Source organism: Roseibium sp. R5, from assembly GCF_055755305.1.
In genome coordinates this window covers 460,142-476,238 of record NZ_CM146910.1, presented here as the reverse complement: position 1 = coordinate 476,238, position 16,097 = coordinate 460,142, and the positions used below count along the sequence as shown (strand labels likewise).

Here is a 16,097-nt window from a genome sequence, read left to right as displayed (position 1 = left end):
GCGTTAGCGGCTGCTCCAGCGGGAGAAGAGAGATGTCGAAAGGGCACGCGTGCTGTCTTCTTCGCGGATGACCAACTCGCCGGATTCCAGCCGTCCGCCTTGCCTGGACAAGGTTTCGGCCATGAGCTCATGGATCGAGACAAAGCTGGAGCGGATCGCATAGGCGGTCAAGATCATGAAGAGAGCGTCTTTTGCCAGCAGCTGCTGCAGGTCTTTCAGCATACCGGGCAAGCTGGTGTAGATGTCCCAAACCTCGCCTTTTGGGCCGCGCCCATACTTTGGCGGGTCCAGAATAATGCCGTCATAGGTGTTGCCGCGGCGAACTTCGCGAGCCACAAACTTGGACGCATCTTCGCAGATCCATCGGATCGGGAGATCTTCCAGTCCGGAAAGAGCCTGGTTTTCGCGAGCATAGCCGATCGCCTTTTTGGAGGCGTCGACATGGGTGACCTGTGCGCCTTCGGTCGCCGGTAGGAGCGACGCCAAACCAGTATAGCCAAAGAGATTTAGGATCTTCAGCGGCTTCTCCGGGTTTTTCTTCTTCTCGGCCCGGATTCTGGAGTTGACCCAATCCCAATGCGCGGCCTGTTCCGGAAAGACGCCAACGTGGCGGAATGACATAAACCGGCCATTGTAAGTGACCGGTCCGTAGGACATTGGCCAGGTTTCCGAGACGTTGCCGGAATACTTCCAGCGGCCAGGTCCTTCTTCGTCCGTATCGCCGGAGAAGACGGCATTGGCGCGGTCCCACACAGCGGTCTTCAGGCGGCGGCTGCCCATGGCCTGTGGTTCCGGCCGGACGATCGTATAGCGTCCGTAGCGCTCCAGCTTCTGACCTTCGCCCATGTCCAAAAGGCGGTAGTCCTTCCAGCCAGGGGTCTCAAGGATCACGGGCCATGCCTGCACGGGCGGCTGTCCGGGTTTTGCAAATTCTGGCGCGTCGGTTTTTTCCGCCACGGTGGTCTCTCTCGTCAGTCACGAAGGGGTTCGACCACGCCTTAGAGCTATGCTGCTTCAAGGTCAACGTTGAGGCAGGGCCTAACAAAGAAAAAGGCGGGGTGACCAGCACACCCGCCTTTTTTGATCTTTAAGTATTTGCTGATCAGGCAGCAGCCACTTCCGAGAGGAAGGTCTCCACTTCTGACTTCAGCTGGTCGGTCTTTTCGTTCAGCTCACCAGAGGCTGCCAGAACCATGTCGGCTGAAGAGGACGTCTGATCGACTGCCTGCGAAAGCTGTGTCATGGACGAGGAAACGGCACCAGTTGCCTCAGCAGCCCGCTGAACGTTCTGCGAGATCTCTGCGGTTGCCGCACCTTGCTGCTCCACAGCGGAGGCGATGGCCGTCGTGTAGCTGTTGACCTCTGTCATGGTCTCGGCGATTTCACCGATCGCGACAACGGAGTCTTTGGTTGCTGTCTGGATCGCGGTGATCTGGGAACTGATCTCCTCGGTCGCCTTCGACGTCTGCGTCGCGAGTTCTTTGACTTCTGCCGCAACAACCGCAAAGCCCTTGCCAGCTTCACCAGCCCGCGCTGCCTCGATCGTTGCGTTCAGGGCAAGCAAGTTTGTCTGTTCGGCGATGGCCTGGATGAGCGTGACCACTTCACCAATCTTTGTCGCCGCTTCTGCCAAGCCTTCGACCTTCTGATTGGTGATGCGGGTGCCGGTTGTGGCTCGTTCCACGATGTCCGTGGTTTGGGCTACCTGACGGGAGATCTCGCCGATGGACGCCGCAAGCTCTTCTGCCGCGCTGGCAACAGTCTGCACGTTGTTGGTTGTCTCGTTGGACGACGATTGTGTTTCGCTCGCGTGACCAGCACTGTCGCGTGCAATATCCGTCAGGGCGCGAGCAGTTGAATCAAGGCTGTCGGCGGTGGACTCCACAGAGCCAATTGCCTCTTCGGCTGTTGCACGGAAGCCTTGGATCAGATTGTCGATCCGCTGTTGACGTTCCTGGCGAGCGGCCTCTTCTTGCGCGTTACGCTCCTGCAGGTTTGCGCGCTCAACCGCGTTGTCACGGAAGACTTGAACCGTGCGGCTCATGTCACCGATCTCATCACCGCGGTCGATTCCCGGGATTGCGACTTCGTTGTTGCCGCCAGCCAGGCTGTTCATCACATCCGTAATCGTTTTGATCGGCCGGGTGATGGCAAGGTTCAGGACAATCGCCAGACCGACACCGCCCAGAATGGAAAGAAGCACAGTCATTGCGATCTGGAGCTCGGCAGCTGTTGCAGCGGCACCGGCTGCCTCAGATTGAGCTTGAGAAATCCCGGCAATTTCAGCGCTGACTTGCTTGGTCAGCGTATCCAGCTGTGCCCGTTTTGCCTGCAGGTCTTGCTTTGTAGACAGCATGTCCTGAAAGGCGCGATCGAAACTCGCGATGGAGATTGCGATGCTGTTGATCGCATCCGCTGTGCTGGGCAGAACATCTGCATACCCGACGAGTTTTTCTTCCAGTTTAACCAGCTCAGTGATCTCTGTTTGCACACCTGCCGGATCGCTGATGCCAAAGTTGCCAAACAGGGCGAGTGTCTCAGCCTCGGCGCGCAATGCATGCTCGCCGAGAGCCGTCGCTTCGATCATGACCGTTTTAATGCTGCCAAGCCGCGTATTGGCGGTCAGAACGGTTGCCTTTGATTTGCTGACTGCAGCGATCGCTTGCTCTCGAATTTGGTAAGCGAGCTCGGTAATGGCATCGAGGGTCGTACCAACAGCGGTTCTGGCCTCGTAGGCCTCTGCAAAGCCAAGATCTTCTTTCAACCGCGCGATCGCCTTATTGAGCTTGTTGGCTTGACCAGCGAGTTTGCTCACAGTCTTACGCTCAATGCCTTCGATCTGGCGATACCGCATCTCGCGGGTCCGGTCGACGATCTCTGCTGAGATTTTCATGCTTTGCTCGAGAGCGTCACCGTCCAGAGAGCCGTTGCTTTTCAGGTAGGCGAACTGGATCTTGGACACATCGTCCTGCAAATCAAATACGCCGCGCAGCATGAGGTTTGCGTCTTCCAACGTTCCGTTGGCTGAGAAAACGTCTGCGCTAACCTTTTTCTCTTCGGACAGAACAGCATCGGCGATAGAAACCGCTAGGTTTTCCAGTTCCAGTACGCTGGATTTCAAAGATTTCAATCGGTCAGCCTGCTGCTGTGTCTGGTTCACAACCTCGTCGAAGGTTGTTCCAAACTCTCCGACCGCAGAAATCGCTGTATCCACTTGAGACGCTGCGGTTGGGTCTCCCGCGACATCGTTCGCAAGGGTTTGAAGCGAAGAATTGAGGCCGGCGATCTCTTGGCGGGTTGCTTCCGCGAGCTCCGGCGTTGGCGCGTTCAAATAGTTCTCGCGCACCAATGAGGTGCTTTGAACTTGCCGCCCAACATTTGCTGATTGATCAGCCACTTCAAATCTTGCAGACAGCGAAGATATCGCAAAATATCCAACACCGCCAACGATCGCGGTCAATAGCAAGATTGCTGCAAAACCGCCGCTGACTTTGAAGCCGAACTTCAGATCAACCAACCACTTCAAGGCACGTTTCATCGAATCCCCGCACGTCCGGAAAACTGTGATTACTGACCAAGTTATGGGGGGTAGCGATGAAGAATAGGTAAAAATGCATAAAATTACTAAGCAGAATTATAAATCTAAACGTGATGACATTAATATTTTTGCGTAAGGAAAAAAACGGAGAGAGTTTTGAAAGCGATTATTGAGTTTTTATTAAACATGTTGACCGCCGTTGATATGAATTTCTGACCCCGTCACATAGGACGACGTTTCGCTGCACAAATAGTAAATTGTCTCGGCAACCTCGTTCGGCTGACCAAGACGGCGAAGGGGAATATCTTCAATCATGTCCTCTGTCCCGGGAGATAGGATGGATGTATCGATCTCGCCGGGCGCGATCGCATTTACCCGAACGCCATGCGGCCCAAAATCTGCAGCCATTTCCCGCGTAAGGGACGCGAGCGCTGCCTTTGACGTGGCATAGGCCGTGCCCGCAAACGGGTGCACCCGGACACCCGCAATGGAAGTGACGTTCACCACCGAGCCAGTGGCCGCTTTAAGTTCGCTGAACAATCCTTTTGCGAGCAAAATGGGGGCAAAGAAATTCACCTGAAAGACATTCCGCCATTCATGCATCGGAGTGTTCAGCGAATTGAGCCGTTCCCCGCCGTTTCCTTTCGGACTGATCCCTGCATTGTTCACCAAAGCATGGAGCCGGGATCCGTTGGGCTCAAGCCTCTTCCGGATTTCCTGGATCGCAAACCCCATGTTTTCCGGATCTGAGAGATCGACCTGGATATGATCTTCCGGTCCCATCGGCCAGGGACACTTGTCGGAAAAGGCTTGCCGGGAACATGTAATGACACGCCAGTTTTCCGCGGAGAACTTTTTGACTGTCGCGTGCCCGATACCACGGCTGGCTCCGGTGAGAACCAGTGTCCGCCGTTCGTCAGTCGGTTTGCCATTGTTCATTTGCTGATCCGCCAGGTGCTAAGTATGCTCTAAAAAGTTGACTTTTATAGTACGGTTTCTGTATGCCGCTGCCATCTGTCAAACACTATATGCGATGAAGTCCTCGTAACGGCCAGACCCCAGTATGCTCATTTGCTCCTGTAATGTATTATCAGACAAGCAATTACGCGAAGCTGCGGCAGAGATGCGTGACGATCCGAATGGTAAAATCCCAACGCCTGGATCTGTCTTCCGCTATTTGGGGTGCCGGCCGCGTTGCGGTGGATGTTTTCCAAGTGTCATTGACATTATTCACGAAAACACACCAGAGAATGAGAAACCTAAACAGCGGCGGGCGTCTTCCGGGCGCAAAGCCGAGAACCGTTGAGCTTTTAAGAGGGACTGATGAAGGGCGACGCGCGGGTCATTGACTACTTGAACAAGGCTCTCCGGCACGAGTTGACAGCGGTCAACCAATATTGGCTGCATGGCCGCTTGCTAGCGGATTGGGGTTTTGGAAAACTCGCTGCCAAAGAATTGGAAGAGGCGGAAGAGGAACGTCAGCACGCTCAGGATCTGATGGACCGAATCTTGTTCCTGGAGGGGTTCCCGAACCTGCAAACGCTCGATCCGCTGCGCATTGGTCAATCGGTGAAAGAATGCCTCGAAGGCGATCTGGCAGCTGAGTACGCAGCCCGCTCCCTCTACCACGAAGCGCGTGAAGTTTGCCGTGAGCAGGGCGACTATGTCTCAATGAAACTGTTCGAGACCCTGCTCTCCGATGAAGAAAGCCACATCGATTTTCTTGAGACCCAGTTGGCTCTGATCGAGCGCATCGGGATCGACAATTATTCACTCTTGCAAGCCCAGTCAGCAGATACGCCAGAGTAGCTGCAGCCCAGATTATTGCGGTTCAGTCGCCGGACCTTCCAACCTGTAAACTGGACCGCCTGCCACTTCAGCATCCTCGAAATCATGCGTAACCAGAAGAACGGGCAGGGCGCGTTCTCTGGCGATCGAGAATACCTTTTGCCGGACGTCAGCGCGTCTCGACTGATCGAGGCTGGAAAAAGGTTCGTCGAGCAAAAGGGCTTTGGGTCTGGCCAAAAGAGTTCGCATCAAGGCCACTCTCGTTTGCTGCCCGCCTGAGAGCTTGGCTGGATCCTTGGGGCTAAGCCCTTCAAGATTTACGGCCTCAAGGGCTTCCTCCGCCAACCTCTGCCGTTCTGTCCGATTATTGATCTCGGAAGGAATTGCAAACATAAGATTTTGCGCGACAGACATGTGCGGGAACAAAAGCGGCGATTGAAACATCAAGCCGATATGGCGCTCTTGCGCTGGAACGGTGGTCACATCGGTACCGTCCAGGATGATACGGCCTGTAGCTTTGAAGTCGGGTTTCAAAAAACCTGCGATGAAGTCAAGAAGGCTTGATTTCCCGCTGCCGCTTTCTCCCATGACGGTCAGCACCGTCCCTGGTTCAATCGTTGTATCAAGCTCCAACAGAGTGCGGCCATCCAGCTGGATGTTTACATTCTCCAGGATGAGCCCCTTCTGGTTTTGGAGAGTGCGGGCGTTCATTGACTTAAGCATCCAGGCGCAACGCGGTTCTGTTTTTAAATAGAACAGCTGGGATCGCAGCAGCAACAGCGAAACCGGCAAACGGGATAAGCAATTGCAGCAAGGCGTAGACGGCTGTGATTTGCCTGTTTCCACCACTTGCGAGCGCAACGCTCTCTGTTGTCACGGTGACGACCCGGCCAGCTCCAATCATGAGTGTGGGGAGGTATTGCCCGACCGATACAGCAAGGGCAACTGCCAACGTCACGAGGACCGGGCGTGTCAGCATCGGTAGTTGCACCCTGAAGAAGATTCTGGCTCTGCTGGCGCCCATGGAAGCTGCGACGCGGGCATATCGGGGGTCCTGCCGCTGCCATGGGTCGCTGAGCGCAAGAAAGGCATAGGGCAAGACGAAAACCAGATGTGCAAGAAGCACAGCTGTGAAACTTCCATCCAGACCAATCATCAAGAACAACATCTTGAGGCCGAACAGGAACGCAATTTGCGGCAGGAGAAGGGGCACAAAGACGAGTGTTCTCAGTCGATGATCTACAGGCTCCGCGGCGTATGTTTTTGTTTCCAGCAGCCAAAGCGTCAACGACGTGCTGATGAGCGCTGCCAGAACACCAAGCAAAATCGTCGTGCCAAGGATCTGCGGTGTTTGCATCAAGGCCATTGAAAGCGCCGATATAGACCAATTCTGGGGCAGCGGGGCCGGATACCACCAGGACTTGGCTAAACTCCATATTATCAGGACAAGCAGGGAAAGGCACATGGCAGACACAATGAAAACCATCGTACCGAGCGCTGCCATCCGGCCTGCATCATCTGACTTTATGCGGTGTCCATGTGCCAAACGGGTGGAACTCAGCTTGGTGACACTGGCTTCGAACAATAAATAAACAAGAATTGCCCCAGCGCTAACTCCAAGCTGAAGCAATGCACCAGCTGATGCGGCAAGACGCAGGCTCAGATCCGGATCATTCATCCAAACCACCAGCCGCGCAGCCAACGGTGCCGGTGTCGTGGGCCCCAGTATCACCGCGACATCCACCACGGAGGTCGAGTAAGCGATCACAGCCAGCATCGGTAGACGGATGAGCGGATAAATCTGGGGCAGGATGACTTTGAAAAAGCCTGACATCCGACCGTAACCGAGACTGGTTGCCACTTTGGTGTAGGACTTGATCTCAGGTCGGTTCAAAGCGGCCAGTGTCATCAAAAACAGGAATGGAACCTCTTTTGCGACGAGACCAAGGGTCATGGCGACTCCATAGGGGTCGTTAACCAGCAACAAATCCGGCGGACGCTCCCACCCAGTTGCCCATGGCGACAAAATTCGTGAAAGGAACCCGGACGGGGCAATCAGAAAGGCGAGACCGATTGCGGCCGCAGCGTGCGGTACTGACAAAAGCGGCGACAGGAAACGGCTGACGCGTTGAAAGGTTTGGGTACCGCTCCATGCGGCTGAAAAACAAAGAACGATTGCAAGCGAAACCAGTGACGCAACAAGGCCTGTCCAAAAACTCAGCGCCGTTGATTGCAGCAGGCCCGGCATGGAGAAAAGCTGTGCGAAAGGCTCAAGCGTTATCTCTCGCGCCCCAAGAACAGGGAGGTAGCCGAAAGCCGGCAGAACGGTTCCTGCAAGACCGGCCAGAACCGGTCCCGCCAACAGCAACACAACGATCAGCGAAGGTAATTTCGAACCTGGCCGGAATCTGGCCAAGGGTTTATTGGCCCCCTGCGCCGTAACGTGCCGCCCATGCCTGTTCCAGGGCCGTGACCCAGCTCGGATGCGGTTCCGGAAGGGTCGGGCCAAGTTCTTCCGGCGTGAGGGTCGCGGGCCCAAGGTCTTGGGTGGCGAACAATGCTTTTTCCTTGGCTGGAAGGCCAGCCACGTTCAACACGGTCGGGTCACCCCAAATTTCCGGGTCCTGTTTGCGCATCTGGGCCATTGGTGACAGCAAATGGTTCGCGAAAACCTTTGCACCTTCCTGAGCCGAACTGTTGAACGGGATAGCGACAAAGTGAGTATTTCCGACCGTGCCGCCGTCAAAAACGAATGTGCGTACAGTTGGTGGCAGTTCGCCGTTCACAATTGCGCCGGATGCATCACCCGGATTGAATGAAAAGGCGATGTCGATTTCACTGTCCGCAAGGAGTTGACGCATATGGGCCGCGTTCTTCGAGAACGCTTGTCCCTGACGCCAGAGATGCGGATGCAGCTCATCCAGGAAATTGAACAACGGCGCCGTCTGCGCCTCGAATTCGTTCGGTTCGACCGGAGCAGACAGCACCGCTGTATCCGCGATGGTGTTGAGGAGTGCTTGCTTCAGGAAGGTCGTTCCATAGAAATTCGGCGGTTGCGGGTAGGAGAAACGGCCCGGATTGGACTTCGCATATGCGAGCAGCGCGTTGAGCGACGCCGGAGGTGTATCGAGCCGTGCAGTGTCATACATGAAGACCAGCTTGGCCATGCCCCAAGGACTTTCTTGTCCGTCTGTCGGAACGGTAAAGTCGACCAAGACCGTCGGTTTGTTTTCCGTGTCGACATACGTCCAGTTCGGCAGGCTTTGTGCCCAATTGGGTTCTGCGAGCAAGCCACTTGTCTTCATGGCGGCAAAGTTTTCGCCGTTGATCCAGACGAGGTCGACGCCGCCACCGCTCGTCTTGCCGACTGACTTCTCTGCGAGTACCTGGGAGACGACACTCGCAGTGTCGCTGACCTTCACATGAACAACCCGGACATCATAGAGGTTTTCAACTTCCCGCGCGGCCCATTGGATATACGCGTTGATCCGCGGTTCGCCGCCCCACGCATGGAAATAAACCGTCTGTCCCTTGGCTTCGTCCAGAACGTCTTTCCAGTCGCTGTCTTGTGCCGACACCGGCTGTAACGTGAAAAGACCGGAGATGAGCGCAGCGGCAGCGATAAGCAGACGTTTCATTTCAATCCTCATGGTGCGGGAATGTTCTCCCTCGCTTACGGCAACGGACACGGTCAAGACAAGGCTTTGTGATTAGCCTGGGCATCCGGACGGGCTCAGACCGGCAGGATATGCGTGTCCTTAATTTCTTCCATGACAGCATAAGTATGCGTTTCCCGGACGCCGGGAAGGGCCAGCACCACATCAGACAGGAACGCCCGGTAGGCCTCCATGTCCTTGACCCGGCTTTTCATCAGGTAATCGTATCCCCCGGCAACCATGTGGCATTCCAGAATGTCAGGGGCACGTTCGACGGCCCGCTTGAAGGCATCAAAGATCTCCGGTGATGTGCGTTCCAGCCGGATTTCGACAAAAACCAATAGCCCCCGGTCCACCTTTTTCGGGTCGAGGCTTGCCGAAAAATGTTCAATATATTTTTCCCGTGTCAAACGTTTGACGCGCTCGGCGGTCGCTGTCGGAGATAGTCGGACTTTTTCCGAAAGGTCGGTATTGGTGATCCGGCCGTCTTCCTGAAGTACCTTGAGAATTCGCCGATCCGTTGCATCAAGCATGTGAATTTAGTCCGAATATTGCATTTTTAAAGTTATATACTTCGTAACTTGGGTAAAAAATAGAGAAAAACACAGCCGATTGAGGCGTATCATAGGTGAATGTGTCGTTTGGCCCTGACAGGGCCGCTTTGGGAGGTGCCTATGTCCGCAACTGTTGCCGTTTTGCCGGGCGTTAGTGAAAAAGATCTGCAACCGTTTCGCGCCGCCTATGCGCCGAGCGACAAGCCGCTTGTGGAAGCGCTTTTGAAAGAAGCGTCGGGAGACCCGGTCGTTGAAAAGCTGATTGACCAGAGAGCCCGTGGTTACATCGATGACATGCGGTCAGTTCAAGTTGGTCTCGGCGGTGTCGAAGACTTCATGCGGGAGTTTGGCCTGACAACCCGCGAGGGTCTTGCCATGATGGTGTTGGCCGAGGCCTTGCTGCGGGTTCCGGATGCTGAAACAGCAGACAAGCTGATCGAGGACAAGCTGGCTGCGGCCAAGTTTGATGATCCAAGCGGCCCGAAATCTGACACCTGGCTTGTTTCGGCGTCATCCTGGGCGCTGGGCATCACCTCCCGTCTTTTGCATCCGGGGGACACGCCGCAGAACATTCTGTCCAGCCTGGTCAAGCGCATGGGCATGCCGACGGTGCGGCTCGCCACTCGCAAAGCCATGCAACTTCTTGGGCATCAGTTCGTTCTGGGGGAAACCATCTCCAAAGCACTAGAGCGCGCGAAGACGCAGGAAGCAAAGGGCTACCGCTACTCCTATGACATGCTGGGAGAAGGGGCTCGGACCGAGAAGGATGCCGAGCGCTATTTCCAATCCTATGCCGCTGCGATCGAAGCGATCGGAAAATCCGCTGGCGACAAAAAGCTTCCCGACCGTCCCGGTATTTCGGTGAAGCTCTCCGCTCTGCATCCGCGGTATGAGGCCATCAAAGGCGCCCGTGTTCAGGAAGAGTTGCTGCCACGCCTCACAAAACTCGTGCAAATGGCGCGCGAGCGGGATCTGAACTTCACCGTCGATGCAGAGGAGGCAGATCGCCTCGAAATATCCCTGGACGTCATCGCGGCGCTTTTGTCCGATCCGGTCACAGAAGGTTGGGACGGCTTTGGCCTTGCCGTTCAGGCCTATCAGAAAAGAGCAGTGCATGTGATCGATTGGCTGGTGGACGCTGCGCGAAAAACCGATCGCAAGTTGATGGTGCGTCTTGTGAAAGGTGCGTACTGGGATACGGAGATCAAACACGCCCAGGAAAACGGCGCGGACGGCTATCCGGTCTTCACCCGGAAGGCTGCAACGGACCTGTCTTATCTGTGTTGCGCCAAGCGGATGCTGGCTGCACGCGATGTGCTTTATCCGCAATTTGCGACCCACAACGCGCTGACTGTCGCGCAAGTCGTCGAGTTGGCCGGCGGTAGTGCGGAGGGCTACGAGTTCCAGCGCCTCCACGGCATGGGCGAAAGCCTGTTCAAATCCGTCTGTGAGCGGGATGGGTTCTCGACCCGGATTTATGCTCCGGTGGGCGGGCATAAGGATCTGCTGGCTTATTTGGTACGCCGTCTCTTGGAAAACGGCGCCAACTCGTCCTTTGTGACGATTGTCGGCGATACATCCGTCCCCGTTGAAGCCATGTTGGAGCGGCCGCGCGAAATTCTTGATGGTGGCCACCACGCTGCCAACCGCTCCATCCCAATGCCGGATGACCTGTATGGGGCTAGCCGGAAAAACTCGGATGGCGTCGAATTCGGCTGGGCCGAAGAGCGCAACATTCTTGTTCGCGGAATGGCAAAGACCACAGCTCCGTTCACGGTTGCGACGCCGCTTGGTAAAGGGCTTCCAGCGAACGGCGAACCGAACCCGATCTTTTCTCCAATGGACGGGACAACCAAGGCGGGGACAGTTTCATTTGCCGACAAGGCAACTGCAGAAAAAGCAATGGATGTTGCTCAGGCCGGGTTCGAGCGCTGGTCACGCCGCCCCGTGGAAGAGCGCGCGGACATCCTGGCAAAAGTCGGGGATCTTCTGGAAGACAACCGTGATCGTCTGATGACCATACTGTCGGTTGAGGCCGGCAAGTGTTTGCCGGACGGGATCGCTGAGATCCGGGAGGCCGTCGATTTTTGCCGCTACTATGCGCAAGAAGCGCGCACCCAGTTTGGCGATGGCCGCTTGATGCCGGGACCGACCGGCGAAGAGAACCGGTATCGTCATCGTGGCCGGGGCGTGTTCGTTTGCATCTCGCCCTGGAATTTCCCGCTTGCGATTTTCCTTGGCCAGATCAGCGCAGCCCTCCTTGCCGGAAATGCGGTCATCGCAAAGCCTGCAGAACAAACACCACTCATCGCCTATGAGACCACAAAGCTGCTCTATGAAGCTGGGGTGCCGGAGGACGTGTTCATGCTCTTGCCTGGCGATGGCGAGGTTGGAGCTGCCTTAACCGCGCATCCGAAGGTCGCCGGCGTTGCCTTTACCGGTTCAACGGAAACCGCTTGGGCGATTAACCGGACACTTGCCATGAAACGGGGTCCAATCGTGCCGCTCATTGCAGAAACCGGTGGTATCAATGCCATGCTGGTGGATGCGACAGCCTTGCCGGAACAGGTCTGCGATGACGTCATGATGTCCGCCTTCCGGTCCGCCGGTCAACGCTGCTCCGCTCTGCGCCTGCTCTATGTTCAGGAAGATGTGGCAGATACCCTGTTAGCCATGCTGGAAGGCGCTGCAAAGGAGCTGGGGCTTGGCGACCCCCGTCTTCCATCAACCGACATTGGCCCGGTGATTGACGATGAAGCCAAGGCCAACATTCAAGCGCATATCGACGAGATGCAGGAAAGCCAGACGCTGCGCTTTGCCGGGAAAACGCCGGAAGGTAGCCTTGCGAACGGCTCCTGGATCGCACCGCACATCATCGAATTGGACAAGGCGGAAGCGCTCACCCGCGAAGTGTTTGGGCCCGTGCTTCACGTCGTCCGCTACAAGGCCAAGGATATCGACAAGATCCTCGATCAGATCGCCGCGACTGGCTACGGCTTGACCCTCGGCGTTCACAGCCGGATTGACGCCACCGTGAAGAAAGTCGTCGACCGCCTGTCAGTAGGCAATGTCTACGTCAATCGGAACACAATCGGCGCTGTTGTGGGAACCCAGCCGTTCGGGGGCTCCGGCCTGTCCGGCACCGGCCCAAAAGCTGGTGGACCTGCTTATCTGACCCGCTTTGCTTTGGAGCAGGTGGTCTCGATCAACACAGCTGCTGCCGGTGGTAACGCAAGTCTTGTTGCTGCGTCAGACGACTAACGCATCTTATGAGGCTGGGGCGAATTGATGAAACAATTGCCCCAGTCTCCATCACCTTCGCCGAACGGAATGTAGCCGCGTGCCTTTAAGAACTCAGGTAAGTCCGTGTTCGATTGAGCTTCGGTAAGGGCGGTTTCAAAACCTTCAAATTCTCTGGCTGCCAAGTTTTCATCCTCCGCCAGAATCCGTCCCGAGGCTACCGCGTCGCGGGCGACAGAGGTCAGCTCTGAGTATCCAAGATCGGCGATCGCTATCAGCCATCCGCTCCAGATTGGATCGTCCGCTGGCGGTGCATCTTCCGATTTGAGAAAACCGCGAAGATTGCGCTCTGTGGAGACAGCATTCACCCTGCCCTTAAGCGCCTCGTAAGTCCAAGCCCTTAAAAACGCATCCCGGATCATGAAATCCAGTTTGTCATTCTGAAAGCCTTCCCAAAGATCCGTTGCCTTTCCACGACTGAGGCACATCAGGACACGGGGAAAAGTCTGGCCCAATCCAGCTTCTCCAAGAAGGTCCGCGAGTATCAGAGGCTGCTGGGTCGCAAGTCTATAAACGCCGTCAAATGTGTTTGGTATTTGAAGGACGGCCAGGATGTGAAGGCCAAGGTAAAAGGACTGCGCCTCCAATGCGCCCAATTCCGTGCCGTTTGCGGCCTTACCGAGGATTGGCAAAAAGATAGCAGCTGAGCGATCCGGGTTTTTCAGACAGTACGCGAGCATCTCAGACGGATAGGTTTCCGGATCCGCCAGGTTTTCCAAGATGTCACGACGATCGAGCATATAACCTCCGGCGAAACTCTATCACAAGTAGAATGCCAATTTTAGCTTCCCTTTGGTTTAACGCGCCGTGTGGCTTCAGCTGAAGTCGGATCATCCGGCCAAGGATGCTTGGGATACCGACCTTTCATGTCGGCCTTCACGTCGGACCAGGAACCTGCCCAAAAGCCGGGAAGATCCTTGGTGATCTGGATCGGGCGCTGGGCGGGCGAAAGTAGCTCCAGAAGCAGCGGCAAACGTCCGTTGCAGACCGACGGATGTTCACTGAGGCCGAACAACTCCTGCACCCGGATCGACATAGTCGGCCCTGCTGCCGCGCCATAGTCGATTGGTACCCGACTCCCAGTCGGGGCCGTGAAATGGGACGGTGCGATTGCGTCAAGTTTCTCAGTCGCATCGTAAGGAAGTTTTGCGGCGAGCGCGGTCCCGAGCACGGCGGCGTCAATCGCGGCCAAACTGGTCAGGTCTACGAGAAACGGTGCAAGCCAGTCCTCGAGGTTGGCGGCGAGCGCATGATCTGACAGATCCGGGAGATCGGCCGTACCATTGTCCCGCGCATAGGATAGGCGCTTGCGCAGACGGTCCTGATCCTTGCTCCAGGGGAGGCGGGAAATCCCGCGCCGCCGGACCTCTGACAAGAGGGCCTTCTCGATAGCTGCCGGATCGGGTGATGTTATGTTTCGCGATTGCAACTCGACGGCCTTGTACCGTAAGACACGCCGTGCCTTCAGGGCACCTTCTTTGGTCAGTTGCACCTCATCGTCTTCAATGATGTCGTTGGAAAACAAATCCTCGATTTCATCGCGGCTTATGGGCGCGCAAAGCTGGATCCTGCCACTGGCCGCTTTGCCTTGAATATCCGCTACAGTCAGGAATGGTTCTGATGTCAAGCCATGCTCCGTGGGCAGCTCGGCGCCCCGGCCATTCGCCAACCGGAAGCGCCCCGTTGCGCCGCGTGCCTGGGCGACGCGATCTGGATAGGCAAGAGCGAGCAGCATACCGCCGCATTCGATATCGATTTCCGAGCCGCTGCCGCCGGCAAGTTTCAACCACCGCGCTGCTAGGGCTTTGCCGTCCTTTGCGCGTTGGCCTCTGTCGTTCTTCAAAGTCTGTAAACGTGCGCGCAGATCCGGATCTCGCCCGCCAAGCCCAGGTTCAGAAAGCAACAAGGCGATGAGCGCTGCCGTATAGCCCAGATCCCGCGCCACACCCTCCATCACCATGTGGGCGAGCCGCGGATGCAAAGGAAGCTTTGCGAGGCTTTTTCCCTCCGCTGTCAACCGCCCGGAACTGTCGAGTGCATGTAAGTCCGCTAATAGCGTGACCGCTTCGTTCCAGGCAGCTGTTGGTGGTGGATCTGGAAACGTGAGTGATGCCGGATCCGAGGTGCCCCAGGCCGCAAGATCCAGCACGATGCCGGTGAGATCGGCTTCCAGAATTTCCGGTGTCTCGGCTGCGGGCAGTGAAACAGTTTGCGCTTCGTCCCAAAGCCGGTAACACACACCTGGTTCCGTCCGCCCGGCACGCCCCCGTCTTTGGTCAGCAGAAGCTCTTGAAACCCGCACTGTCTCCAGACGTGTTAGGCCCGTTTGAGGCTCATATTTGGGAACGCGCGCAAACCCGCTGTCGATCACGATACGCACCCCCTCAATCGTGAGGGAGGTCTGGGCAATGGCACTGGCGAGCACTATCTTGCGATTGCCACCGGTTGCTGGCCGGATGGCTGCGTCCTGCGCCTTGCTGTCGAGGCCGCCATAAAGTGGGGCAATCTGGCAGTTTGGCGGAACTTTTCCGGCAAGCAGGTCTGTCGTCCGTTTGATCTCTCCCTGACCGGGCAGGAAAACAAGAACAGAACCGCTTTCTTCGCGGATCGCCTGTTGAACGGCCCTTGCGATCTGATGTTCGATCCGCTCGTTTTGAGCGCGGCCAAGGTAACGCGTTTCAACCGGAAAACTGCGGCCTTTGCTTTCGATCACAGGAGCGTTGCCCAGCAACTGGGCGATGCCGGATGCATCAATCGTCGCAGACATCGGCACGAGCCGAAGGTCATCTCGCAAGGCGCCTTGTACGTCCAGGCTGAGGGCGAGGCCCAGATCTCCATCGAGCGACCGCTCGTGGAATTCATCAAAGAGGATTGCGGCAACACCGCTCAATTCCGGATCATCGAGAACCATGCGGGTGAACACACCTTCGGTAACAACCTCGATCCGTGTTTGAGCGCTTACTTTGGTTTCCATGCGCACGCGGTAACCAACGGTTTCGCCGGGACGTTCGCCAAGTTCACTTGCCATACGCCGGGCGGCGGCCCGCGCGGCAAGGCGCCGCGGTTCCAGGACCAATATCTTGCCGTCGCCCCGCCAAGAAGCATCCAAAAGCGCCAGCGGTACGCGTGTCGTTTTACCGGCGCCTGGTTCTGCAACAAGAACAGCGTTGGTGTTTGTCTCTAGCGCTGAGAGCAGTTCCGGCAAAACCCCGTCAATCGGTAAGGATGTTTTGAACTTAGGTGTTTTTGCCACGGATGATC

General features: G+C 56.4%; 12 protein-coding genes. 3 read left to right on the top strand and 9 right to left on the bottom strand.

Translation table 11 applies throughout. From position 1 onward, the window contains the following. Nucleotides 1-3 precede the first annotated feature (3 nt). The 3 genes from AC0J4F_RS02225 to AC0J4F_RS02215 all read right to left on the bottom strand — a co-directional run bounded on the left by AC0J4F_RS02225 (nucleotide 4) and on the right by AC0J4F_RS02215 (nucleotide 4,477). Entirely contained in the window at nucleotides 4-957 is a 954-nt protein-coding gene (locus tag AC0J4F_RS02225; protein WP_473025291.1) for a class I SAM-dependent rRNA methyltransferase, read from the bottom strand. Nucleotides 958-1,102: 145 nt separating this feature from the next. Next, a complete protein-coding gene (locus tag AC0J4F_RS02220; protein WP_209002335.1) occupies nucleotides 1,103-3,538 on the bottom strand; it encodes a methyl-accepting chemotaxis protein in 2,436 nt (811 codons plus the stop codon). Between the two features lie 180 nt (nucleotides 3,539-3,718). After that, nucleotides 3,719-4,477, bottom strand: coding sequence for an SDR family NAD(P)-dependent oxidoreductase (locus tag AC0J4F_RS02215; RefSeq protein WP_209172374.1), 759 nt, complete (start codon nucleotides 4,475-4,477; stop codon nucleotides 3,719-3,721). A gap of 124 nt (nucleotides 4,478-4,601) precedes the next feature. On the opposite strand from AC0J4F_RS02215, the gene AC0J4F_RS02210 reads away from it, so the two are divergent. Next, nucleotides 4,602-4,844 (top strand): (2Fe-2S)-binding protein, encoded by a 243-nt coding sequence (locus tag AC0J4F_RS02210; RefSeq protein ID WP_133948858.1) that lies wholly within the window; start codon nucleotides 4,602-4,604, stop codon nucleotides 4,842-4,844. Nucleotides 4,845-4,861: 17 nt separating this feature from the next. Beyond that, entirely contained in the window at nucleotides 4,862-5,347 is a 486-nt protein-coding gene (bfr, locus tag AC0J4F_RS02205; RefSeq protein ID WP_133948856.1) for a bacterioferritin, read from the top strand. A gap of 12 nt (nucleotides 5,348-5,359) precedes the next feature. On the opposite strand, the gene AC0J4F_RS02200 is transcribed toward bfr, so the two are convergent. The 4 genes from AC0J4F_RS02200 to AC0J4F_RS02185 form a co-directional block, all read right to left on the bottom strand. Further along, nucleotides 5,360-6,037 carry an ATP-binding cassette domain-containing protein gene (locus tag AC0J4F_RS02200; protein ID WP_473025290.1) on the bottom strand — a complete coding sequence of 226 codons (678 nt, stop codon included), beginning with the start codon at nucleotides 6,035-6,037 and terminating at the stop codon, nucleotides 5,360-5,362. A gap of 4 nt (nucleotides 6,038-6,041) precedes the next feature. Further along, nucleotides 6,042-7,742 (bottom strand): ABC transporter permease subunit, encoded by a 1,701-nt coding sequence (locus AC0J4F_RS02195; protein WP_133948852.1) that lies wholly within the window; start codon nucleotides 7,740-7,742, stop codon nucleotides 6,042-6,044. A gap of 4 nt (nucleotides 7,743-7,746) precedes the next feature. Next, a complete protein-coding gene (locus AC0J4F_RS02190; RefSeq protein WP_473025289.1) occupies nucleotides 7,747-8,964 on the bottom strand; it encodes an ABC transporter substrate-binding protein in 1,218 nt (405 codons plus the stop codon). Between the two features lie 95 nt (nucleotides 8,965-9,059). Next, entirely contained in the window at nucleotides 9,060-9,515 is a 456-nt protein-coding gene (locus AC0J4F_RS02185; protein ID WP_133948848.1) for an Lrp/AsnC ligand binding domain-containing protein, read from the bottom strand. A gap of 141 nt (nucleotides 9,516-9,656) precedes the next feature. Between AC0J4F_RS02185 and putA the strand changes: the two genes are divergently transcribed. Continuing rightward, the gene (putA, locus tag AC0J4F_RS02180) at nucleotides 9,657-12,797 is read left to right on the top strand and encodes a bifunctional proline dehydrogenase/L-glutamate gamma-semialdehyde dehydrogenase PutA (RefSeq protein ID WP_473025288.1); all 3,141 of its coding nucleotides are present in this window, start codon (nucleotides 9,657-9,659) and stop codon (nucleotides 12,795-12,797) included. Here the strand turns inward: putA and AC0J4F_RS02175 are convergent. Together AC0J4F_RS02175 and hrpB are read right to left on the bottom strand one after the other, a co-directional pair. Further along, nucleotides 12,794-13,576: a hypothetical protein gene (locus AC0J4F_RS02175; protein ID WP_473025287.1), complete on the bottom strand. Its 783-nt coding sequence runs from the start codon at nucleotides 13,574-13,576 to the stop codon at nucleotides 12,794-12,796. The genes putA and AC0J4F_RS02175 overlap by 4 nt on opposite strands. 41 nt (nucleotides 13,577-13,617) lie before the next feature. Beyond that, nucleotides 13,618-16,089, bottom strand: a complete 2,472-nt coding sequence (gene hrpB, locus AC0J4F_RS02170) for an ATP-dependent helicase HrpB (RefSeq protein ID WP_473025286.1) — start codon at nucleotides 16,087-16,089, stop codon at nucleotides 13,618-13,620. Between the last annotated feature and the right edge of the window lie 8 nt (nucleotides 16,090-16,097).